At 64.8% G+C, this 21057-nt stretch carries 22 protein-coding genes; 8 read left to right on the top strand and 14 right to left on the bottom strand.

Features of this window, described 5'->3' with window-relative positions:
* Window positions 1–66: 66 nt before the first annotated feature.
* The 3 genes from CT676_RS34565 to CT676_RS34555 form a co-directional block, all read right to left on the bottom strand.
* The gene (locus CT676_RS34565; RefSeq protein WP_135216327.1) at window positions 67–1230 is read right to left on the bottom strand and encodes a crosslink repair DNA glycosylase YcaQ family protein; all 1164 of its coding nucleotides are present in this window, start codon (window positions 1228–1230) and stop codon (window positions 67–69) included.
* A 233-nt stretch (window positions 1231–1463) separates the two neighbouring features.
* Window positions 1464–1709, bottom strand: a complete 246-nt coding sequence (locus CT676_RS34560) for a hypothetical protein (RefSeq protein WP_071916227.1) — start codon at window positions 1707–1709, stop codon at window positions 1464–1466.
* A gap of 252 nt (window positions 1710–1961) precedes the next feature.
* A complete protein-coding gene (locus CT676_RS34555) occupies window positions 1962–3374 on the bottom strand; it encodes a caspase family protein (protein ID WP_167768259.1) in 1413 nt (470 codons plus the stop codon).
* Window positions 3375–3834: 460 nt separating this feature from the next.
* Here CT676_RS34555 and CT676_RS34550 point away from each other — a divergent pair, with 460 nt between their 5' ends.
* Window positions 3835–4476, top strand: coding sequence for an OmpA family protein (locus CT676_RS34550; RefSeq protein WP_135216325.1), 642 nt, complete (start codon window positions 3835–3837; stop codon window positions 4474–4476).
* Between the two features lie 83 nt (window positions 4477–4559).
* Here CT676_RS34550 and CT676_RS34545 read toward each other — a convergent pair whose 3' ends face one another.
* Entirely contained in the window at window positions 4560–5990 is a 1431-nt protein-coding gene (locus CT676_RS34545) for a phospholipid carrier-dependent glycosyltransferase (protein ID WP_135216324.1), read from the bottom strand.
* Between the two features lie 51 nt (window positions 5991–6041).
* Here CT676_RS34545 and CT676_RS34540 point away from each other — a divergent pair, with 51 nt between their 5' ends.
* Together CT676_RS34540 and CT676_RS34535 are read left to right on the top strand one after the other, a co-directional pair.
* The gene (locus CT676_RS34540) at window positions 6042–6743 is read left to right on the top strand and encodes a FecR family protein (protein WP_167768257.1); all 702 of its coding nucleotides are present in this window, start codon (window positions 6042–6044) and stop codon (window positions 6741–6743) included.
* 2 nt (window positions 6744–6745) lie between these two features.
* On the top strand, window positions 6746–7897 hold the full coding sequence (locus tag CT676_RS34535) for a hypothetical protein (protein WP_167768256.1): 1152 nt from the start codon (window positions 6746–6748) through the stop codon (window positions 7895–7897).
* A gap of 155 nt (window positions 7898–8052) precedes the next feature.
* On the opposite strand, the gene CT676_RS34530 is transcribed toward CT676_RS34535, so the two are convergent.
* The 3 genes from CT676_RS34530 to CT676_RS34520 form a co-directional block, all read right to left on the bottom strand.
* Entirely contained in the window at window positions 8053–8541 is a 489-nt protein-coding gene (locus CT676_RS34530; protein WP_071916231.1) for a VOC family protein, read from the bottom strand.
* 43 nt (window positions 8542–8584) lie between these two features.
* Window positions 8585–9013 carry a VOC family protein gene (locus CT676_RS34525; protein WP_085399112.1) on the bottom strand — a complete coding sequence of 143 codons (429 nt, stop codon included), beginning with the start codon at window positions 9011–9013 and terminating at the stop codon, window positions 8585–8587.
* A 130-nt stretch (window positions 9014–9143) separates the two neighbouring features.
* The gene (locus CT676_RS34520; protein ID WP_028148584.1) at window positions 9144–9656 is read right to left on the bottom strand and encodes a cupin domain-containing protein; all 513 of its coding nucleotides are present in this window, start codon (window positions 9654–9656) and stop codon (window positions 9144–9146) included.
* Window positions 9657–9784: 128 nt separating this feature from the next.
* Between CT676_RS34520 and CT676_RS34515 the strand changes: the two genes are divergently transcribed.
* Window positions 9785–10003 (top strand): CsbD family protein, encoded by a 219-nt coding sequence (locus CT676_RS34515; RefSeq protein ID WP_028148583.1) that lies wholly within the window; start codon window positions 9785–9787, stop codon window positions 10001–10003.
* Between the two features lie 164 nt (window positions 10004–10167).
* Here CT676_RS34515 and CT676_RS34510 read toward each other — a convergent pair whose 3' ends face one another.
* Window positions 10168–10632 carry an FKBP-type peptidyl-prolyl cis-trans isomerase gene (locus tag CT676_RS34510; RefSeq protein WP_028148582.1) on the bottom strand — a complete coding sequence of 155 codons (465 nt, stop codon included), beginning with the start codon at window positions 10630–10632 and terminating at the stop codon, window positions 10168–10170.
* 67 nt (window positions 10633–10699) lie between these two features.
* Window positions 10700–12286: a gamma-glutamyltransferase gene (gene ggt, locus CT676_RS34505; protein ID WP_135216321.1), complete on the bottom strand. Its 1587-nt coding sequence runs from the start codon at window positions 12284–12286 to the stop codon at window positions 10700–10702.
* Between the two features lie 222 nt (window positions 12287–12508).
* Here ggt and CT676_RS34500 point away from each other — a divergent pair, with 222 nt between their 5' ends.
* The gene (locus CT676_RS34500) at window positions 12509–13276 is read left to right on the top strand and encodes a rhodanese-related sulfurtransferase (protein WP_135216320.1); all 768 of its coding nucleotides are present in this window, start codon (window positions 12509–12511) and stop codon (window positions 13274–13276) included.
* Window positions 13266–13484 carry a SlyX family protein gene (locus tag CT676_RS34495; RefSeq protein ID WP_063985210.1) on the top strand — a complete coding sequence of 73 codons (219 nt, stop codon included), beginning with the start codon at window positions 13266–13268 and terminating at the stop codon, window positions 13482–13484. Before CT676_RS34500 ends, CT676_RS34495 begins: the two co-directional genes overlap by 11 nt.
* A 10-nt stretch (window positions 13485–13494) precedes the next feature.
* Here the strand turns inward: CT676_RS34495 and CT676_RS34490 are convergent, their stop codons facing one another.
* Entirely contained in the window at window positions 13495–15399 is a 1905-nt protein-coding gene (locus tag CT676_RS34490) for a diguanylate cyclase (RefSeq protein ID WP_135216319.1), read from the bottom strand.
* A gap of 188 nt (window positions 15400–15587) precedes the next feature.
* Window positions 15588–15803 (bottom strand): hypothetical protein, encoded by a 216-nt coding sequence (locus CT676_RS34485; RefSeq protein ID WP_014497480.1) that lies wholly within the window; start codon window positions 15801–15803, stop codon window positions 15588–15590.
* A 108-nt stretch (window positions 15804–15911) separates the two neighbouring features.
* Between CT676_RS34485 and hemE the strand changes: the two genes are divergently transcribed.
* Complete coding sequence (gene hemE / locus CT676_RS34480) at window positions 15912–16946, top strand: uroporphyrinogen decarboxylase (RefSeq protein ID WP_135216318.1); 1035 nt, start codon at window positions 15912–15914, stop codon at window positions 16944–16946.
* Window positions 16947–17064: 118 nt separating this feature from the next.
* Here hemE and hemC read toward each other — a convergent pair whose 3' ends face one another.
* Genes hemC through CT676_RS34465 form a run of 3 tightly spaced genes read right to left on the bottom strand, consistent with a single transcriptional unit; the run spans window position 17065 to window position 20338 of the window.
* Window positions 17065–18045, bottom strand: a complete 981-nt coding sequence (gene hemC, locus CT676_RS34475) for a hydroxymethylbilane synthase (RefSeq protein ID WP_135216317.1) — start codon at window positions 18043–18045, stop codon at window positions 17065–17067.
* Between the two features lie 25 nt (window positions 18046–18070).
* On the bottom strand, window positions 18071–19696 hold the full coding sequence (locus tag CT676_RS34470) for a choline dehydrogenase (RefSeq protein ID WP_135216316.1): 1626 nt from the start codon (window positions 19694–19696) through the stop codon (window positions 18071–18073).
* A gap of 51 nt (window positions 19697–19747) precedes the next feature.
* A complete protein-coding gene (locus tag CT676_RS34465) occupies window positions 19748–20338 on the bottom strand; it encodes a TetR/AcrR family transcriptional regulator (RefSeq protein ID WP_135216315.1) in 591 nt (196 codons plus the stop codon).
* Between the two features lie 100 nt (window positions 20339–20438).
* On the opposite strand from CT676_RS34465, the gene CT676_RS34460 reads away from it, so the two are divergent.
* A complete protein-coding gene (locus CT676_RS34460; RefSeq protein WP_135216314.1) occupies window positions 20439–20804 on the top strand; it encodes a nuclear transport factor 2 family protein in 366 nt (121 codons plus the stop codon).
* Window positions 20805–21057 lie beyond the last annotated feature (253 nt).

Here is a 21057-nt window from a genome sequence, read left to right as displayed (position 1 = left end):
CAGACCACGATGGTGGGCACGCTTCGCTTTGCCCACCCTACGAGACCGACGCCAAGTGGCCGGCCTTCACTCCGCGAGCTGAAACCGCTCGAAGCGATCGAGCTCCTCCTCGATCACGCGCTTCAGCTCCTTGCGCCCCGCCGTCTTCTTCCCCTGCCCGACCCAGGTCCATTTCTGCATCAACAGCTTCTTCGCCTGCCTATCGGTCTTGAGGTCAAGCGCCGCGACGATCTCGTCGCCCACCAGCACGGGCAACGCGAAATAGCCGAGCTTGCGCTTGGCCTTCGGCACATAGGCTTCGAACAGATGGTTGTAGCCGAAGAACAGATTGGTGCGCTTGCGCTGGATGATCAGGGGATCGAACGGCGAGAGGATGTGAACGAGATCGGGCGCGGCGCCCTCACCCGGCTCCAGCGCCGCGGGCGCGGCCCAATGCTCCTGCTTGCCGGCGCCCTCGATCGCAACGGGCACGAGCTCGCCGCGGCGGACGCGTGAGGCGACCAGCTGCGCGATCGCCTTCTTGCTCGGCGCATCGAGGTGGCAGATCGAATCCAGACTGACCACGCCCTGTGACCGCAGTGCGCGGTCGAGCAGATAGGCCGTGATGTCTCTCGCCGACGCCGGCTTCGGCAGCTTGTCCCAGCCGAAGTGCCGCGTCATCAGCTCATAGGTCTTGAGCATGCCCTGGCGCGCGCTGACGGTCGCGACGCCGGTGTAGAAGGCCAGCTGCAAAGCCCGCTTCGAGGGTTTTCGGCTTTGCCAGAGATGCTCCTTCTCGGTGAGCACGTCGTCCTCGATGTCGCGGATCGTCAGCGGACCGGCGCGCAGGAGCCGCATCACCTTGCGCGTATCGGCCGGCTTGACCGAGGCGTACCATCTGTGTCCCTCGCGCCGGTGCTCGCGCATCGCCGGCAGGAAGAAGCGAAAATCGTTCGCCGGCACATAGGACAGCGCATGGGTCCAGTATTCGAACACGCTCCTGTCGACGCTCTGGGCCTGGCGCAGATCGGCACGCCGGTAGGACGGAATGCGGCTGAACAGGATGTGGTGGTGGCTGCGCTCGATGACGTTGATGGTGTCGATCTGCACATAACCGAGATGGTCGATCGCATCCGCCACCGCGCGCGCGCCCTCCCCGAACGGCGCGCGCTCGTCCAGCCGCTGGGCATGCAGCCAGATCTGCCGGGCCTGTGTCGTGGGGATCGGAAAGGGTTTGGGCGCGCGTGACATTGCAGGAGGCAATGTAGCCGGATTCGCGCCAGGAAAAAGAGAGACGCCAAAGAAGCTTTCTCAAGAAAAAGCCGCGCTGCCAACTGCTGACAGCGCGGCCGAACCGTGCGCGCCTCGCGCCTCACTTCATCGACATGGCCTTCTGCGCCTTCATGTAATGCGTGCAGGCGCTCTTCATCTTGCCGTTGCTCATAACGGTGTTGGCCATGGCTGCGCTGCGAGGGTGAAAGGCCTCAATTGCCGTTCTTTTGCACCTTGGGCCGGTCACCGAGGCTGCCGGTGGCAACGTCAGGCTCGCAGGACGCTTTGCCACGCACCTCCGCCTGGCAGCGATAGACGCTGCCGGTGAGGCGGTCGACCAGCCACATGTTCTCGTCGTTCGGACCGTCGAGGCCGACATAGCGGCTGGTCAGCCCGGTGATCAGCGTGGACAGCAGGATCGCCACCGCGATCATCGCCGCACCGACATAGATGGGCATTGAGCTCAGAAAGACTGTCCGATCCGGCGGCCCGCCACGATAGAACTGGTAATCACTCGGCCTGGGCACTGGACTGAACTCGGCTCCGTTCCTCGGCGGTTATTGGACGCGGAGTCCTGCTAGGCGCCCAACTGGCCGAATTCTTGTTCGCACGCAGGCCATCACGCGACGGCTTTGCGACGATCGGTGAGCAAGGGTTTCCGGAACAAAATTGGCGGCCCGAACCGGGCCGCCTGTTGCTTGCCTGCCGGCTCAGCGGCGGCCGAACAACCCGCCCATCATACCGCCGAACAGACCGCCGGGGCCGCCTGGCGGACCGGCACCGCCACCGCCGTAATGGCGCCGGCCGCCACCGCCGGAGGACCGGCGACGCGCCGGCTCGTCGTCTGCCTGTTCGGAGGAGGCCGCGCGGGTCGAGACAATCTCCGACAGCAGGGCCTTGTGCTGGAGCTTGTTGAGGTAACCAGTCGCAGGATAGCCACGGGCAGCCTGCCACCGCCTCATCACGGAACGGGTCTCGTCGTCGAACTTGCCCGTCGCCTTGACGTCGAAGCCGAGCCCGGTGAGGCGGCGCTGCACGTCGCGGCGCTGGTTCTTGTCCAGACCGATCTGGTCTTCAGACACCTGGTTGGCTTCTTCCGTAAAGGTCGCGGGATCGATCCCGGCCGAGAGGTTGCGGGTGGTGATGGATGGACCATCCTGCAACGCCGCGATGCGGGCGAGCGCGATCGATTTGAACGTGCCGTTGGGATAGCTGGTGAGATAGGCGTTGAGCTCCTCGACCTTGTTGGAGTCCCTGATCGAGCGCCAGAACTCGAGCTCGACGTCGGAGCCTTGCTTGCTCGCGGCCAACGCCGGTGCGTTCGACGGATCGGTCGTGGCCGCAGCCGGCACGCCGACCGGATTGAGATAGACGTTGCCCGTGAGGTTGGTGTGCCCCCAGGGCAATTGCCCCTTGCTGGTCTCGTCACTGACCTGGGCGCGGACCTTGGTCATCGCCTGCTGGATCTCGATCCCGGGCTGGGCAATGTTGGCGATGAGCGCGCGGGTGAACGGGCTGTTGGTGCCGGCCTCGCCGTCGAGCGCGGTCTGGCCGGGGCCGGTGGCAAAGGCAATCAGCGTGCCCTCGCCCGACTTCATCTCGGCAAGACCGGTCTGGACGTTGACGGAGCGGGTGGCCTTGGCCGAGCGGATCTTTGCCGCGAACGGATTGTCGCGGCAGGCGTCCAGGAACACGAGCTTCACCTTCGCGTCCGACATGGTCTGATCGAGCGTGAGGTCGACATTGATCGCCGCGCCGAGCTTGACGTCCATCTCGGATTTCAGGTCGGCGTCGACCGGCAACAGGTAGTTGACGCCGTTCACGGCAATCCCGTGGCCGGCATAGAAGAACACCGCGACGTCGGCGCCTTCGCTCTTCTTGCCGAACTCCAGCAGCTTCGCGGTCATGGCGTCGCGGGTGAGGTTGGCGCCCTCGACGACGTCGAAGCCGACATTGCGCAGCACCCTGGCCATCGCCTTGGAATCGATCGCGGGGTTGGGAAGCTGCGGGACATTCTTGTAGGCGGCGTTGCCGACCACGAAGGCGACGCGCTTGTCCGCGAAGGCCGCGTTGCCGCTGACGAGAAATACTGCGATTGAAATTGCTGCGATCAAGAAGCGCATGATCATTCTCCCCTGATCCAAACTTCCTCGCTGCTCTCGGTTCGGCCTGAGCCGATCCGATGAGAGCAATCTGATCCAGTTCACAACGACGCACTGTGATCTGGATCACTCGGGGATTTCTGCTGCTCGAACCGAGCTGAGAGTCGCTGCGACGGTCGCTTTTTGGGCTGCTGACGCAGCGGGCAATACGGCTGGTGACGAACAATGGCCGAAAGATTGTACCTGCGCGGGCTGCGAGTCCAGCCGGTTCAGCTGTCGATGCCGAATGAGACGGGCTTCTTCCCGGTGGCAGGGCACCGCCGCTGGCCCGACATGCCATGGATGCCGATCGGCGCCGGCGCTAGGATGCACGGGTCATTTCGGTCGTCTGGAATGTGACCCGCATCACATCGAGGCTGTTGAACCTTCCCTACGCTCGCAACATCAAATCGCCATCAGGCGTAACAGCGAGGATACGACAATGACCCGTTTTGATAAGTTTTTTGGACTTAAGGCGATTACCCTCACTGCCGCGCTGTCGATGACCGCCGGCCTGGCTTTCGCCGGCGATAACGTCTCCGCCAACCAGATCCTGGATGCGCTGAAGCCGAAGCCGGCGACCCGCGGCCTGTCCGTCGGTCCGCAGGCCGATCCGGCCGTGCAGGCCAAGGAAGCGACCTTCCTGAACACCGTTCGCAACCGCTCGACCCGGTCGCTCTCGATGGGCGAGCGCGAGCAAATCGCCGAGCTCGCCGCGACCAAGCCGAAGATCGATCTGGAGATCCAGTTCGACTACAACTCGGCCGACATCGCCAAGACGTCGGTGCCGTCGGTGCAGGCGCTCGGCAAGGCGCTGTCCGATCCGTCGCTGAAGGGCTCGACCTTCGTGGTCGCCGGCCACACCGATGCGATCGGCGGCGAGGAGTACAATCAAGGCCTCTCCGAACGGCGCGCCGACACCATCAAGAAGTACCTGGTGCAGAACTATGGTCTCAACGGCACAGAGCTCGTCACCGTCGGCTATGGCAAAACCAAGCTGAAGGACACCGCCAATGGCGCCGACCCGATCAACCGCCGCGTCCAGGTCGTCAACATGGAAGCCAAGACGACGGCGTCCAAGTAGATTGTCCAAGTGAACTTCAAGTGAACTTCAAATCATCGCCGCGCGAAACACGACGCCTGCCACGATCGTGACAGGCGGCGATTTCATATCCAGCTCTGGAACAGCATCAACCGGTTGAACGTCTGCATGGACGTGCCGATGAAGGCCGCCGAGATCGGCAGCATCACCGCAAAGCCGATCGCCGCGACCCCGACATAGGCCCACAGCAGCCAGCGCGGCAGCCCCTCTCGTCGCAGCACATAGACCAGCGCAAGCGACGCCACGGTTGCGGCCGGCAGATAATAGTAGAGGAAGCCGAGCGTGCGCGGCAGCAAAGCCCAGGCGAGCCAGGAGCCGAAATAGAACGCCGCGATCAGGAACGCATCCCAGCGCCGCGCGACGATGAAGTCGCGCAGCACGACGGCGAGCGCGAGCAGCGCCGGCCACGCGACCAGCGGATTGCCGAGGAAGACGATCGCGGAGACATTGTTCTCCGAGGTCTTGTCGAACAGGAACCACACCGGGCGCGCGAGCAGCGGCCAGGATGGCCACGCGCTCATATAGGTATGACCGGCGATCGCGGTCGTGGTGTTGTCGGCGAATATCCGGCGCTGCGCCTCGATCAGATCCGGCATCGACGCTCCGTAGAGCGGCACGAAAGCGGCAAGATATGTCAGCGCCGGCAGCACGGCGAAGCAGAGCGCGACATGCTGCGCGCGAAGATCGGGCCAGAGATCGGGCCGATACCAGTCGCTCGGCTTCGCGTCGGCGAACAGCGTGCGCCAGCCCTGCATCAGCCGGATCACCGCAACCACAACGATGCAGATGCCGAGCGGAAACAGGCCGCTCCATTTGCAAGCCGCGGCAAGGCCAAACAAGGCGCCCGCGAGCGCGAACAACGCATGCGGGCGCTCTCTTCGAAAGCCGTGCATGAAGGCGGCAATCGCGAGCAGGCCGAATCCGAGCGCGTAAATGTCGAGCATGGCGATACGCGCCTGCACGTAAAGCATCTGGTTGAAGCCCGCGATCGCCGCGGCGGCGATCGCGGGCCCCTGCGCGGAGAACAGCGCGAGCCCGCACAGATAGATCGCGACGATCGCGAGCGCGCCGAACAAGGTCGACGGATAGCGCCAGCCCAGCGCATTGTCGCCGAAGGCTGCGATCGATGCCGCGATCAGCTCCTTGGCCAGCGGCGGATGCATCGGATTGAGCGTTGGTTGCGAGATCGTGGGTGCCAGCATCTGCCGTGCCGCCGGCACGTAATGCACCTCGTCGAAGACGAACTTCTCCGGCGCCGTCAGGCCGATCAGCAGCGCGAGATGCGCGACCAGGAAAATCGCGACAGCGATCACTGCGCTCTGCGACACCTTCGGAACCGCGGGCAATTCGAACGGCTGCTGTGGGGCTATTTTGCGTGGCAAATCTGCTTCACCGCGGAGAAAAACAAAGACGGCACTTTTCATTGAACGCATTCTGCCGCAACTGTCACTAAGCATAACGCACGTCCAGCGCCGCTTGTGATAATTTCGCCACATCAGAAGCGCGCGCGATCCGGTACGATCAGGGACATATCGATCGGTTGCGAAATGAATTTGCGTTTCTGGCTTTTCCCAACTCTGTTGTCGGCACTCGTCTGCGCGGCGCCTTGCGCGCAGGCGCAGACGCGCGTCGGCGAAGCCGTCGTGATCCAGAACGACGTGGTGCGCGTGGCCACGACCACGACGCCGATCAGTGTCGGCGACAGCATGCTGCGCGACGAGACCGTGCGCACCGGTGCCGACAGCGCCGCGCGCTTCGTCATGGCCGACAGCACCAACCTCTCGCTGGGCCCGAGCGCCACGCTGAAGCTCGACCGCACCGTCTTCAACGACGAGCACAGCTATCGCGACGTCGCGATCCGCATGACCACGGGCGCATTCCGTTTCGTCACCGGACATTCGGAAAAGACCGCCTACAAGATCACGACACCGCTCGCGACCATCGGCGTGCGCGGCACCACGCTCGACATCCTCTCCCAGCGCGGCCGCTCCGTCGTCGTGCTCCAGGATGGCGCCGCCGGCGTCTGCACGACGAGCTCCCAATGCGTGCAGCTCACCCAGCCCGGCGACACCGCAATCATCACCTCGGCCGGCGGCAAGGTCAGCATCACCAAGACCAACGCGCCCCCCTGGACCTTTGCCGCCAATTGCGCCGCAAGCGCCGGGCTGTGCTCGGTCAACCAGTACGCGGACGCCTCGCCGACCATCACGCCTGCCGTCCACGACGACGGCATGCTGTGCGGGCGGTGATGATGGCGAAACTCGACGTCAGACGTCTCGTCCTCGCCGCCGCGCTGACCGCAACCGCTGCGTTTGCGTTCTTCGCGTTCAATGCGCGACCGGCGGCAGCGCAGGCGGCTTGCGAATCCGGATGCGGTGGGCCGACGCCCTCTCCGTCGCCGACCTATTCACCGTCGCCGACACCCACACCGACCCCCTCGCCTTCGCCGAGCCCCTATCCGTCGTCCTCGCCGAGCCCGTATCCACCGCCTCCACCTTCGGGCCCGACCGGCGCGGACTCCAGCGGCAATTCGATCGGCGGCCTCGCCAACCAGCGCTTCAACCAGATGATCACCAACCGGGTGCTCGGCACGGTGCTGCTCGGCGTCAACGAGCAGGTCAATTGCAGCGACTGCATCAGCGCATTCGGCTCCGCCGGCTCGTTCTCGGCCGGCATCCACGGCCGCAAGGAGCTCACCAACAACCTGTCGCTGCTCGCCGGCATCGCCTACACGCAATACAGCGAGGGCGGCTACAACATCACCAGCGCGCCGATCGGCGCCTTCGCTCTGCGCTATGATTTCACCGACTGGGGCTCGTCGCGCCCGTTCTTCGACGTCGGCACCATCCTGACGCCGTGGGAGAAGGCGCGCTACACACGCAGCTACAACACCAGCCTCGGGCCGGTGAGCGTCACGGGCTCGACCAACGCGTCGAACTACGCCGTCTATGGCCGTGCCGGCTGGATGAGCCGCGTGTCCCCGCGCGACGAATTCGCGGCCTCGATCGAAGTCTGGCAGCTCTGGCAACGCGTCTCCGGCTATTCGGACAGCGCCGTGGCGTTCAATCCGTTCGACGCCACCATTGCGACCGGCACCGACCGCACCAGCCTGGTCAAGATCGGCGGCCAGTGGACGCACCTCTTCGGCAGCAACATCGAGACCAACATCAATGGCGGCTGGGTGCAGTCCTTCGCCAGCCATAGCGGCATCATTGCCACCGTGACCGGCGACGGCCTAGTGGTGCCGACCATGGGCAACCAGGGTTGGTTCGAATATGGCGGCCGCCTCGGCTTCCGCGTGCAGAAGGGCTGGATCGTCGACCTGTTCGCCAACGGCACGCTGGGCCCGCAGCCGGTGGGCAACACCATCCATGGCGGCGTGGGGCTGCGGATTAATTACTAGGGCGGGATCTCGCCCCAAATTCCGCTGTCGTGCCCCGGCTTGACCGGGGCATCCAGTACGCCGCGGCTTCTCCGCATCACTCAAACGTCTCTGGAATACTGGATCGCCCGGTCAAGCCGGGCGATGACCGTAAGTATGTGGCAAGGCCATAGGCCTCACGCCGCCGACTTGCCCTCGAACGCCCGCCGGAGCACTTCCACATCGAGCTTCACCATCTTCATCATGGCTTGCATCGCGCGCGCAGCCGCGGCCTTGTCAGGGCTCGACAGGAATTCGAACATCACCTTCGGCACCACCTGCCAGGATACGCCCCAGCGATCGCTGATCCAGCCGCACTGCTGCTCCTTGCCGCCATGAGCAAGGAACGCGCTCCAGACGCTGTCGACCTGAGCCTGGTCGTCGCAATGGATCATCAGGGAGATTGCGTGGGTATATTCCACCTTCATGCCGCCGTTGAGCGCGACCAGGGGCTGCCCGGCCACCGTGAACTCGACGACGAGCACGGAGCCTGTCTTGCCGGACGGGCCGTCCGAAACGTTGCGCTGGACGTGCGTGATTTCCGAGTTCGGAACGAGCGACACGTAGAACTTCGCGGCTTCCTCGGCATCGCCGTTGAACCACATGCAGGGCACGAGCTTGGACATCGTGAATGCTCCTCTTCAGATGGTCGATGTTCGTTGGCTTCGGTCAGGCGTTCGCCATGTCGGACTGCGCGGCGAAGGCTGCCATGTCCATCCAGTTCACGCCCCACATATGACCGTCCGGATCCTCGAAGCTGCGGCCGTACATAAAGCTGTATTCGTCCTTCGGGCTTGGATCGGCCACACCGCCCGCGGCCTCGGCCTTGCCGACGACGTCATCGACCTCGACGCGGCTGTCGGCCGAGAGGCAGAGCAGCACCTGGTTGGAGGTCTTGGCATCCGCGATCGGCTTCGGCGTGAACTTGCGGAATTTGTCGTGGGTCAGGAGCATGGCGAAAATGGTCTCGGAGAAGACCATACAGCTCGCCGTCTCGTCGCTGAATTGCGGGTTCCTGACCGCGCCGACCGCCTCGTAAAAGGCCGTCGCGCGCTTGAGGTCGGTCACCGGCAGATTGACGAAAATCATTTTGGGCATCGGAGGCTCCTTGGGCGGGGTTCTGCCCAAGGACGGATGGCCCGACGGCCATCCGACACGGCTTCCGAATATTTTTTAAAGGCTATGCCTGCGTGATTCTGCCGCACAAAACCAGCAGGCTTTCAGGCCCTTACTTCTTCTCGTTGGGATCCCGGTGCACGGGGTCGATCCACAGCACGGTCTCGGGCTTCTCGACCGGCTCGATGTCGAGGTTGATCGCGACCGCCTCGCCGTCGCTGCGCACCAGCACGCATTCCAGCACCTCGTCCCGGCTGGCGTTGATCTCCTGATGCGGCACGTAAGGCGGGACGAAGATGAAATCGCCGGGGCCGGCCTCCGCCGTGAATTGCAGGCTCTCGCCCCAGCGCATCCGCGCCTTGCCCTTCACCACGTAGATGACGCTTTCGAGATGGCCGTGGTGATGCGCACCGGTCTTGGCGTCCGGCTTGATGCTGACCGTGCCCGCCCACAATTTCTGCGCGCCGACGCGCGCGAAATTGATCGCGGCCGCACGGTCCATGCCCGCCGTCGACGGCACGTTGGTATCGAGCTGATTGCCGGGAATGACGCGCACGCCGTCATGTTTCCAGCGATCGTCATGATCGTGGTCATGGTGGGAATGCGTGTGGTCATGGCCGGTCATGGGACTTGCTTTCTGTTGGTTCCGTGCGCGGCAAGCTAACCAAAGCGGGCCTATCAAGCCATACCCAAAATCGGAACTCTCGTAGTCGGCAGGCGTTGTTTTCGCGAGCCAACTGGAAGGAGAGTTTCATGGGTAGCACGAGCGACAAGATCAAGGGCACCGCCAACGAGGCCATCGGCAAGGCCAAGCAGGGCATCGGTGAAGCCACCGGTTCCGATCGCCTGAAGGGCGAAGGCGTGGTCCAGGAAGTGAAGGGCAAGGGCCAGCAGGCCATGGGCGACGCCAAGGACGCCGCGAAGGAAGCAATCGATCGCGCCGCGGCTGCGGCAAAGCGCGCGGCGGAGTGACCCGCGTCAATCTGAAAGCGAAAAGACCGGCCGCGAGGCCGGTCTTTTTGTTTTGCGCTGATCTCTATCCGTCATGGCCGGGCCTGTCCCGGCCATCCACGTCTTGGCTGCACGAAGGAAAGAACGTGGATGCCCGGGACAAGCCCGGGCATGACGACGTAGGTTCACTTCACCGCGAGCAATTCCACGTCGAACATCAATGTCGCGTTCGGCGGGATCACGCCGCCGGCGCCGCGCGCGCCATAGCCGAGCTGCGGCGGGATGATCAGCGTACGCTTGCCGCCGACCTTCATCGTGGCAACGCCCTCGTCCCAGCCGGCGATGACGCGGCCCTTGCCGATCGGAAACTCGAACGGCTCGTTCCGGTCGACCGACGAGTCGAATTTCTTGCCCTTCTGGCCGTTCTCGTAGAGCCAGCCGGTGTAGTGCATCACGCAGATCTGGCCGGGTTTCGGCGAGGCGCCGGTGCCGACAACACTATCAATGGTCTGCAAGCCTGAAGCTGTGGTCATGGGTTTTCCTGCGGTCTGGGCCGAGGCCGTGGTGGAAACGAATGTCGACACGCTGCCGATCACGGTGATCGCGAGTGCCGACATGATGGCGAGGAGCGCGCGCTGGAAACGCTGCATAAGAGACCTTCCGTTTGAGGCGGAAGGTGTCTAGCGCAACGAAGCAATCGTTTCCAGCCCTCGGCCCTTAATAGCCCAGCGCGCAGCCGTCCTTGCGCGGATCGGAACCGCCGGTGAGCGTGCCCTTGTCCCAGTCGATCCAGATCGCCTGGGCGCCGCCGAGCGGGCCGACCACGCTGGTGGTCTTGTGGCCGAGCTTCTTCAGGCCTTCGACGATATCGGCAGGCACGCTGTCCTCGAGCTGGTACTGGCCCTCGTAGTGCAGACCGCGCGGCATGTCGATCGCCTCCTGCACGTCGCAGCCATAGTCGAGGATGTTGGTCACGACGTGGGTCTGGCCGACCGGCTGGTACTGTCCGCCCATCACCGCGAACGGCATCACGGAGCGGCCGCCCTTGGTGAGGAGGCTCGGCATGATCGTGTGCAGCGGGCGCTTGCCGCCGGCGATGCAATTGGGATGGCCGGGCTGGATGCGGAAGCCGCCGGCGCGGTTCTGGAACAGCACGCCGGTCTTGTTCGAGACGATCGCCGAGCCGAACGAATGCGCGATCGAGTTGATGAACGAGCAGACGTTGCGGTCCTTGTCCACGACCGTGATGTAGATGGTCGAGGGATTCATCGGCGGCGCGACGTTCGGCAGGTCGAGCATGCCGTCCATGCGGATCTTGCTGATGTACTCATCGGCAAAGCCCTTCGCGAGCATTTCGGCGACGTCGATCTTCATATGCTCGGGATCGGCGACATGCATCTCGCGATTCATGTAGGCGATGCGCGCGGCTTCGGCTTCGAGATGGAAGCGCTCGATGCTGAGCGGCGCGTACTTGGTCAGGTCGAACCGCGACAGGATGTTGAGCATCAAGAGCGCGGTGACGCCCGGGCCGTTCGGCGGGCACTGCCAGACGTCGTAACCCTTGTAATTGGTGCCGATCGGCGTCGTCGTCTCGGTGGTGTGGGCGGCGAAATCGTCGAGCGTGTGCAGGCCGCCGATCTCCCTGAGGGTCTCGACCATGTCCTCCGCGATCGCGCCCTTGTAGAACGCGTCGCGGCCGTCCTTGGCGATCGCGCGCAGCGTCTTGCCGAGTTCGGCCTGGCGGATGATGTCGCCGGCGACCGGCGGCTTGCCACCCGGCAACAGGTAACGCACCGTGTTGGTGCCACCCTTCAGCTTCTCGAACTGGTTCTTCCAGTCGAAGGCGATGCGCGGGGCGACGACGTAACCCTCTTCCGCCGCCTTGATCGCGGGCTGGAGCAGGCGGTCGAAGCCGAACTTGCCGTGATCGCGCAGCACGGTCGCGAAGGCGTCGATCACGCCGGGGATCGAGACCGCATGCGCCGAGGTCAGCGGCACGGAATTGATCTTGCGCTCGAGATACCAGTCGGCGTTCGCCGCCTTCGGGGCCCGGCCGGAGCCGTTATAGGCGATGATCTTGCCCTCGCCGCGCGGCTGGATCAGCGCAAAGCAGTCGCCGCCGATGCCGGTCGATTGCGGCTCGATCACGCCGAGCAGCGCCGAACCCGCCACCGCCGCGTCCACCGCCGAGCCGCCCTCGCGCAGCACCTCGATCGCGGCCAGGGAGGCCTGCGGATGCGAGGTCGCGACCATCGCGTTGGTGGCGTGGACCGTGGACCTGCCGGGGAAATGGAAGTTTCTCATCGAAGTTTTGCTCTCTCAGGGCTCTCTTGGGGGGCTCTCTTGGGCCGTCGGCGCGGAGGGCGCGCCGTCTCGGAAAAACCGGGCCTACATGACACATTCCGGCCCGCCGGGGCAATGCTGGCATACCAGCGAAATAGCTGCCATCCGCTGGGCGTATAGACCTTTTGCCGTCCGGGACCATGCGGGTTTTCTGGGCGGCGGCCGCCTGCTAAACGAGCCGCCATGATCCACAAGGTCGCCGCCTTTTACCAATTCGCCGCCCTGCCCGATTACCGCGCGCTGCGCGAGCCGTTGCGCGCGTTCTGCGCAGGCCTCGCGCTCAAGGGCAGCGTGCTGCTCGCCCAGGAAGGCATCAACGGCACGATTGCGGGTGCGCCCGAGGCGATCGACGCCTTCGTCCACGAGCTCGCGCACGGCGCCCTGTTCGGCGGCCGGCTGAACAATCTCGAGCTGAAATTCTCGACCGCCGAAGCGATGCCGTTCGGCCGGCTCAAGGTGCGGCTGAAGAAGGAGATCGTCACGCTCGGCGACGAGGCCGCCGATCCGACGCGGCAGGTCGGCACTTACGTCGAGGCCGCCGAATGGAACGCGCTGATCGCAGCACCCGACACGCTGGTGCTCGACACCCGCAACGCCTTCGAGGTCGCGATGGGCACGTTCGAGGGTGCGGTCGATCCCGAGATCAAGAGCTTTGGCCAGTTCAAGGATTTTGCCGCCGAGCAGCTCGATCCGGCAAAGCACCGCAGGATCGCGATGTTCTGCACCGGCGGCATCCGCTGCGAGAAGGCGAGCGCGCATCTGCTCGCGCGCGGCTTTGCTGAGGTCTATCACCTCAAGGGCGGTATCCTCAAATATCTCGAAGAGGTGCCGGAGGCGCAGAGCCGCTGGCGCGGCGAATGTTTTGTATTCGACGAGCGCGTCGCACTCAGTCATGGCTTGCGCGAACGGGGCCTACGCGAACAGGAATTGGGGCACGACCGTGACGAGTGACATCAAGACGCTGGGCGAGCGCATCGACACGCTGGAGACGCGCATCGCCTATCAGGACGATACGATCGAGACACTCAACCAGACGATCACCGCGCAGTGGAAGCAGATCGACGCGCTGACGCGGAAGATCGCAGAGCTCGGCGAGCGACTTCAGGAAGCCGAGACGAATGCGCCGGGCCCTGCCAACGAGCCCCCGCCGCATTATTGAGGATGATGGTCTATAGCCCTGACGCCTTCGGCAGCAGGCTCGCCACCTCGACCGACATCATCAGGCGGTCGCGCCCGCCTTGCTTCGCCGCATAGAGCGCCTGATCGGCAGCCTCGACGAGCGAGCCCACGCCGGCGGTGCGTTCCAGCGCGGGCCGGCAGGCCGCGCCGCCGAGCGAAGCGGTGACGCATCCCGACGCGTGATTGGTGCTGTGGACGAGGCCCGCCTCGCGGATCGCCCGGCGAATCCGCTCGCCGATCCGCGCGCAGCCGGCGGCATCGGTGTTCGGCAGCAGCATGGCGAATTCCTCACCGCCATAGCGCGCAGCCAGATCTCCGGCGCGCTGCATCTCGGCCGCGATGACCTTCGCCACCACGCGCAGACAGGCATCGCCTGCGGGGTGGCCGTATTCGTCGTTGTAGGCCTTGAAGTGATCGACGTCGATCATCAGCAAAGCGAGGCTGGAGCGGTCGCGGTAGGCGCGCGCCCATTCCTCCTTCAACCGTTCGTCGAAGCGGCGGCGGTTGGCGAGCCCGGTGAGGCTATCCTCGATCGCGAGCGTCTCGAGCCTGGTCTCCAGCTTCTTCTGCTCGGTGATGTCGCGCGAGATCGCGACCACCCCGTCGACGTTGCCGTTTTCCTTGCGCGTCACCCGCATGGTCGATTCGAGCCAGACTTCCGAGTTTTGCCGGTGCGCGTTGCGATAGGTGACGCGCGCCTCGTCCTTTTCGCCACGCTTCATGGCATCGACGAACGCCTGGACCTGCGGCCGATCATCCGCATGGATGCCGGCGAGCGCCGGCGTTCCGATCAGCTGATTGGGCCGCCAGCCGACGACACGAACCGACGAGGGCGAGACATAGCGCAGCCGCTCGTCGAGCCCGATGCGGGTCACCATGTCGCTGGAGCCTTCGGCGAGCAGGCGGAAATGCGCCTCTTTCTCGACCAGGGCCGCGGCCATGCGCTGGCCCCGCTGCAACTGCCGCACCAGCACCGCACCGATGACCGCGATCAGCACGACCAGCGCGAGCACGTAGAGCATGCGAGAGATCGCCGCGGCTCGCCAGGGCGCCAGCAGCTCGGCCTTGTCGACCATGGCAAGCAGGACGAGCGGATAACGGCCAGAGCGCTTGAAGAAGCTGACGCGCTCGGCGCCGTCCAGCGGCGACCTGAAATGGTATGCGCCGCCCGGCTGCTGCAGGCTCGCGTCGCGGAATAGCGGGGTGTCGGCGACGCTGCGGCCGACGAACCTGTCGTTGCTTGGATTGCGCGCGATGATCATGCCGTCGCCATGCACGAGCGCCACGGAGCTGTTGCGGCCGAGTTCGAACTGCTCGTAGAAATGCGCGAGATAGTTCGCACTGATGGTCGCAAGCACGACGCCGCCGAAGCTGCCGTCCTGCTTGTTGAAGCGGCGCGACAGGGTGACGACCCATTCGCCATCGAGCTGGCTCCGCACCGGATGGCCGACATGAGGCTCGCGTTTCGAGGACAGCTGGTGATGACGGAAGAAAGCGTCGTCGCTCAGCGTCGAGCCGATCGTGCCCGGCGAGGTCAGCCAGTTGCCCTGGTCGTCGATAATGGCGAGGCTGTGAATGCGCGCGATCGCCTTCTTGCGTGCCTCCAGCAAATTCCTGAGCTTGGCGATCGTGGCGGGTTCGGCGCCGTCCATCTCCAGCCGACTGACGACGCCGACGACGCCGGAATCCAGCAGGTCGAGGCTGTCCTCCGCATGCTGCGTCAGCGAGCGCGCAACATTCGCCATCTCGGTCTCGGCGCCCTTGAGCACGGCATCGCGCGCGGCCCATTCGCGCCAGCCGCTGACGCCGAGGATGGTCGCACAAGTGAGCACGACGAACGCCGCCGCGCGCAACGGCAGGCGGCTCCATCCGGCTCTTTGTGAGGCGACGGTCATGCGGCAGAAATCTCCGATCGCCGGAACTTCCACCGCTTCTGTTATTGAACCCTGAAACGCTTGAGGACATTCGCAGCGTTATGCGGGTTTTCCCGTACTCCTACGGACTGGAGCGTCGCTGGATCGCTAACAATGCGTTAGCGACCCTATCGGAAACCGAGCGCCCCGGCGCTCGCTGAACGTCGGCCTTAGCTGAAGATCGACTTAACCTTGTCCCAGAGCGAGGGACTGTCGGCGTCCGCATCGGCCTTCGACGGTGTCGGCTGCGCGGCGCTGACGGGATCGGACGCAGGGAAACTGTCCTCCAGCCCGGCTTCAAGCTTGGTATGGCGATCGGCGGCCAGCGCCTTGCCAAGATCATCAGCGTGCTTGTCGTGCGGCGCGGGATTGAATGTCTCAGCCATGGAGTCCTCCTCGATTGGGAGGTCAACGCGGCGCATTTGCGCTGGTTCCACTGTTCCGCTCCGGCTCTCGGCGGTGTATCAGGAACCTCAATCTTGATAGGAACGTCCGTGCCCCAGTCTGCGACAAAGCCCTTCATCGACGTGCTCTCCGGCCAGCGCCAGGCTACCCCGCCCATGTGGATGATGCGGCAGGCCGGGCGTTATCTGCCGGAATATCGCGAGGTGCGAGCCAAGGCCGGCGGCTTCCTCGATCTCTGCTTCAACCCGGAGCTTGCCGCCGAAGTGACGCTGCAGCCGATCCGCAGGTTCGGCTTCGATGCGGCGATCATCTTCTCCGACATCCTCGTGATCCCCTATGCGCTCGGCCGTTCCGTGCGGTTCGAGGTTGGCGAGGGTCCGCGGCTGGAGCCGTTGGATGATCCCGCAAAAGTCGCGACACTCGCCGCGCACGCCGACTTCGGCAAGCTCAAGCCGGTGTTCGAGGCGCTCAGAATCGTGCGCGGTGCGCTCGATCCCAAGACCGCACTGATCGGCTTCTGCGGAGCGCCGTGGACGGTGGCGACCTACATGGTCGCAGGCCAGGGCACGCCCGACCAGGCGCCGGCGCGGATGATGGCCTACCGGCATCCGGAGGCGTTTGCGAAAATCATCGACGTGCTCGTGGAGAACTCGATCGAATATCTGCTGGCGCAACTCGCGGCCGGCGCCGATGCGTTGCAGATCTTCGACACCTGGGCCGGCGTGCTGCCGCCGGCCGAGTTCGCGCGCTGGTCGGTCGAGCCGACCCGGCGCATCGTCGAAGGCGTGCGCGCAAAAGTGCCCGATGCGAAGATCATCGGTTTTCCGCGCGGCGCCGGCGCGCAACTGCCCGGTTATGTCGAAGCGACCGGCGTCAACGGCGTCAGCATCGATTGGACTGCCGAGCCGGCCTTCATCCGCGAGCGCGTGCAGAGCCGCGTCGCCGTGCAGGGCAATCTCGATCCGCTGGTGCTGATCACGGGCGGCGCGGCGCTCGACCGCGCAGTGGACAACGTGCTGGCGAACTTTGCGCAAGGGCGCTTCATCTTCAATCTCGGCCACGGCATCCAGCCGGAAACGCCGATCGCCCATGTCGAGCAGATGCTGAAGCGCGTGCGGGGCTGAGGCTCCGCGCCGTCATTGCGAGCGCAGCGAAGCAATCCAGAATCTCTCCGCGGTGACAGCCTGGATTGCTTCGCTACGCTCGCAATGACGGATGCTGCACGTACTGCGCTCTCAAAATTTAGCGCGGCCGGCTGCGCTCGATGATCTCGGCGGCGCCCTTCGCCAGCAGATCCAGTCCCACCGCACGGCCGAGCTCGCGCGGGCGGTTGGCGGGGCCCGTGTGCGAGGCTTCGATGATGGTGTTGCCGGAGAGGTCGAGCACGGACGCCGTCAGCGACATCTGATCGCCTGCGATGGTCGAAAAACCCGCCACCGGCGAATTGCAATGGCCGTTGAGCACCCACAGCACCTCGCGCTCGGCATCGGCAGAAGCGTGCGCAGAGGGATCGTCGATCGATGCCAGGATCTGCCGCGTCTGCCAGTCCTGCGCGGCGCATTCCACGGCGACGATGCCCTGGCCTGCCGCGGGCAGCATCTCCGCCGCGGTGAATTCATAGGCGATACGGTGCGAGAGGCCGACGCGGTCGAGGCCGGAACGCGCCATGATCAACGCATCGGCGGGACCAACCGCGCCGCCATCCGGCAACTTCTGCTTCTCGCCATTGTCGAGCTTGCGCACACGCGTGTCGGCGGCGCCGCGGAAGTGGATCACCTCGACATCGGGAAACAGCCGCCGCGCATAGGCGGCGCGACGCACGGCGTTGGTGCCGACCTTGAAACCCTTGCCACGGGACTGGCGCAGCGCTTCCAGCGTCACCCCATCGCGCAGCACCAGTGCGTCACTCGGCGGATCGCGCGACAGGGTCGCACCGATGACGAGGCCCGGCGTGTCCTCGTTGCCCGGCATGTCCTTCAGCGAATGCATCGCGGCCTGCAATTCGCCGGAGAGCACGGCAGCGCGGATCTGCGCCACGAAGGCGCCGCCCTTGCCGCCATGCGGCAGCAGCTTGCTGGTCTGGTCGAGATCGCCCGTGGTGTCGAACTTGACGATCTCGACATCGAGATCGGGCATGGCGGCGGTCAGGCGGCGCGCAATCTCTTCCGTCTGTGCCAGCGCCATCGCGCTCTTGCGTGTGCCGATCTTCAGTCGCGTAGCCAAGTCGAATGTCCTTTCAGCGCAATGTTTATCGCGCATCCTCCAATATCATGTCGGAGGCCTTTTCGGCGATCATGATGATCGGCGCGTTGGTATTCCCCGACACGAGGTCCGGCATGATCGAACCGTCGACGATGCGAAGGCCTTCGAGCCCCCTCACCTTCAGCCGCTGGTCCACCACCGCCAGCGCGTCATTGCCCATACGACAGGTCGAGGTCGGATGGTAGATGGTGCTGCCGCGCTCGCGGCAATAATCGAGCAGCTCTCCATCCGTGGATACCTTCGCGCCAGGATCGTACTCGCTGACCACGAACGGCTTCAGCGCCGGCGCATTCAGGATCTTGCGCAGGATCTTGAGACCTTCGACGTTGGTGGTGCGATCGGTCTCGGTGGACATGTAGTTGATGCGGATCTCCGGCGGCACGGTCGGGTCCGCACTTTTGATGCGCAAGGTCCCGCGGCTTTCGGGCCGGAGCTGGCACACCGACGCCGTGAACCCGGAAAAATCATGCAGCTTCTCCCCCATCTTGTCGGTCGAGAACGGCAGGAAATGCACCTGGATGTCGGGCGAAGCAAGCCGCGGACTGGTCTTGAAGAAGGCGCCGGCCGTGCCGGCCGCGATGGTCAGCCAGCCCTTCCGGAACAGCGCATAGCGCGCGCCGGCCAGCGTGCGGCGGAACGGATTATTGACGGTGTCGTTGAGCGTGATCTTCTGCGAGCAGCGCATCACGATGCGGACCTGCATGTGGTCCTGGAGATCGTGGCCGACGCCCGGCGCGTCCAGCACGACATCGATGCCGTGCTTGCGCAAGAGATCGGCAGGGCCGACGCCGGAGAGCTGAAGGAGCTGCGGCGAGTTGTAGGCGCCGCTCGACAGCACGACCTCCTTGCGCGCGCGGGCCCGGCGCACGGTTGTGCCTTGCCGATATTCGACGCCGACCGCGCGGCGTCCCTCGAACAGCACGCGCTGGCCGAGCGCCTCGGTCTCGACCTTGAGATTGCTGCGCGTCTTCGCGGGTCCAAGATAGGCCACCGCCGTCGAGGCACGGCGGCCGTTGCGCGTCGTGGTCTGGAACAGGCCGACGCCCTCCTGCGTGGCGCCGTTGAAATCGGGATTGTAGGGCAGACCGGTCTGGACCGCGGCTTCCATGAAGGCCTTCGACAGCGGATCGGTCACGACCATGTTGGAGACCGGCAGCGGGCCGCCGCTGCCGTGATATTGATCGGCGCCGCGCGCCTGGTTCTCGGCCTTCTTGAAATAGGGCAGCACGTCGTCATAGCCCCAGCCGGCATTGCCGTGCTGGCGCCAGCGATCGTAATCCTCGTGCTGGCCGCGGACATAAAGCAGGCCGTTGATCGAGCTCGATCCGCCCAGCGTCTTGCCGCGCGGCTGGAACACCTGGCGCCCCTTCAATTCGGGCTCCGGCTCGGTCTGATACATCCAGTTGACCGTCTTCTCCTTGAACAGTTTTCCGTAGCCGAGCGGCACGTGGATCCAGATGTTGGAATCCTTAGGTCCCGCCTCGAGCAGCAGCACGCTGTGCTTGCCGTTCGCAGACAGCCTGTTGGCGAGCACGCAGCCGGCGGAGCCGGCGCCGACGATGATGTAGTCGAACTCAGGATCGGACGGCGCGAGGGAGGAATTTGCGTTCATGCGCTACTGTTCTTCTTGTTGGTGGGCGTTTCCGGTTCGTCACTAGCACAATCATGCGCGCAGACGCAGCGCCTCGACCAGCGACTTGAACGCACGGGCGTATTCCGCGCCCGCCCTTGCGATATCCGCGCGTCCGACGCAGGCGACCGCGGCCTCCGTCACCGCGCCGAGCAGCAGCCGCGCCAGCGGCTCGACCGGCTGCTTTGCGATGAGGCCGGCCTCCATCGCCACCGACAGCGCGCGCGGCATCTTACCGCCAAAATGCTGCGCGTCGATCTCGCGCCAGCGCTCCCAGCCGAGCACGGCCGGGCCGTCGCGCAGAATGATCTGACCTGTCGGGCCCTTGGCGGTCGCCGCAAAGTAATGCTGGGTGCCCGCGACCATCGCGGCGAGCACGTCCTTCTCGGCGCGCGCGGTCCGGTCGATCTCGGCGACGAGATCGCGCGAGACAGAATCGAACACCGCTTCGAACACCGCCTCCTTGGTCTTGAAGTGATGATAGACCGCGCCCTTGGCGACGCCCGCGGCCTCCGCGATGTCGTCCATGGTGGTCGCGGCAAAGCCCTGCGTCCCGAACAGGCGGCGCGCCGCCGTCAGGATCGCCTCCGATGTCGCCGCCCGCCGCTCCGCCTGCTTTACCATGGCTCCCGTCTAGTCCAATTCGTCGCACCCGGCCAGTTGACTTTTCGACTACCGGTCGGTATTTACCGACTATCAGTCGGTTTTAATCGTGAGGTGATCCATGCCGAGCCGTGATGTCGTTGAAGCTTTTGCCAAGCGGCTGGAGGATGGGGACTTCATCGGAGCGATAGAACAATTCTATACGCCGGATGCCGCGACCTATGAGAACAACGCCGCCCCGACGGTCGGCCGCGACAAGCTCGTCGCCAAGGAGCGCGGCGTGCTCGCGGCATCCAGAGAGGTGAAGGCCGTCCGCATCGGGCCGAGCCTGATCGAGGGCCACCACGTCGCGACCCGCTGGAGCTTCAGCTTCACGAATGCCGAAGGCGTCGTCCGAACGCTGGATGAGATCGCGTGGCAGACCTGGCGGGGCGATCAGCTGATCGAAGAACGGTTCTATTATGATCCGAAGCAACTCGGGCGGTGACGTTCGGCACATTTGGCAACAGAGCGGGCTGGCAGCCTCCTCGCGGCCATCCTTCGAGACGCCCGCCTTCAGCGAGCTCCTCAGGATGAGGTCTGCTCCGCGGCAACATCTTAGACGCTCATGGTGAGGAGCGCCGCCTTGCGGCGCGTCTCGAACCATGAAGGCCGAGCGCGTTCTGCGATCGGCCCACTGTTACAACCGTAACGCGGGGCGCCGCATTTGTATCGATTTGTTATCGATACCCTCGCTTGAA

It is taken from the genome of Bradyrhizobium sp. MOS001, from assembly GCF_004634465.1.
Lineage (GTDB): Bacteria > Pseudomonadota > Alphaproteobacteria > Rhizobiales > Xanthobacteraceae > Bradyrhizobium > Bradyrhizobium barranii.
Note: the sequence above shows the minus strand (reverse complement) of the source record. Positions and strands in the feature narration are given on the sequence as shown.

Excerpts from the sequence above, each read along its gene's own strand:
- CT676_RS34465 (WP_135216315.1), bottom strand. The coding sequence starts at position 20,338 with ATGGTAAAGCAGGCGGAGCGGCGGGCGGCGACATCGGAGGCGATCCTG.
- CT676_RS34560 (WP_071916227.1), bottom strand. The coding sequence starts at position 1,709 with ATGCCCATCTATGTCGGTGCGGCGATGATCGCGGTGGCGATCCTGCTG.
- CT676_RS34555 (WP_167768259.1), bottom strand. The coding sequence starts at position 3,374 with ATGCGCTTCTTGATCGCAGCAATTTCAATCGCAGTATTTCTCGTCAGC.
- CT676_RS34490 (WP_135216319.1), bottom strand. The coding sequence starts at position 15,399 with ATGACCGTCGCCTCACAAAGAGCCGGATGGAGCCGCCTGCCGTTGCGC.
- CT676_RS34540 (WP_167768257.1), top strand. The coding sequence starts at position 6,042 with ATGAATTTGCGTTTCTGGCTTTTCCCAACTCTGTTGTCGGCACTCGTC.
- CT676_RS34500 (WP_135216320.1), top strand. The coding sequence starts at position 12,509 with ATGATCCACAAGGTCGCCGCCTTTTACCAATTCGCCGCCCTGCCCGAT.
- ggt (WP_135216321.1), bottom strand. The coding sequence starts at position 12,286 with ATGAGAAACTTCCATTTCCCCGGCAGGTCCACGGTCCACGCCACCAAC.
- CT676_RS34525 (WP_085399112.1), bottom strand. The coding sequence starts at position 9,013 with ATGCCCAAAATGATTTTCGTCAATCTGCCGGTGACCGACCTCAAGCGC.
- CT676_RS34530 (WP_071916231.1), bottom strand. The coding sequence starts at position 8,541 with ATGTCCAAGCTCGTGCCCTGCATGTGGTTCAACGGCGATGCCGAGGAA.
- CT676_RS34520 (WP_028148584.1), bottom strand. The coding sequence starts at position 9,656 with ATGACCGGCCATGACCACACGCATTCCCACCATGACCACGATCATGAC.
- CT676_RS34515 (WP_028148583.1), top strand. The coding sequence starts at position 9,785 with ATGGGTAGCACGAGCGACAAGATCAAGGGCACCGCCAACGAGGCCATC.
- CT676_RS34485 (WP_014497480.1), bottom strand. The coding sequence starts at position 15,803 with ATGGCTGAGACATTCAATCCCGCGCCGCACGACAAGCACGCTGATGAT.
- CT676_RS34565 (WP_135216327.1), bottom strand. The coding sequence starts at position 1,230 with ATGTCACGCGCGCCCAAACCCTTTCCGATCCCCACGACACAGGCCCGG.
- CT676_RS34460 (WP_135216314.1), top strand. The coding sequence starts at position 20,439 with ATGCCGAGCCGTGATGTCGTTGAAGCTTTTGCCAAGCGGCTGGAGGAT.
- CT676_RS34470 (WP_135216316.1), bottom strand. The coding sequence starts at position 19,696 with ATGAACGCAAATTCCTCCCTCGCGCCGTCCGATCCTGAGTTCGACTAC.
- CT676_RS34550 (WP_135216325.1), top strand. The coding sequence starts at position 3,835 with ATGACCCGTTTTGATAAGTTTTTTGGACTTAAGGCGATTACCCTCACT.
- CT676_RS34510 (WP_028148582.1), bottom strand. The coding sequence starts at position 10,632 with ATGCAGCGTTTCCAGCGCGCGCTCCTCGCCATCATGTCGGCACTCGCG.
- CT676_RS34535 (WP_167768256.1), top strand. The coding sequence starts at position 6,746 with ATGGCGAAACTCGACGTCAGACGTCTCGTCCTCGCCGCCGCGCTGACC.
- CT676_RS34545 (WP_135216324.1), bottom strand. The coding sequence starts at position 5,990 with ATGTGGCGAAATTATCACAAGCGGCGCTGGACGTGCGTTATGCTTAGT.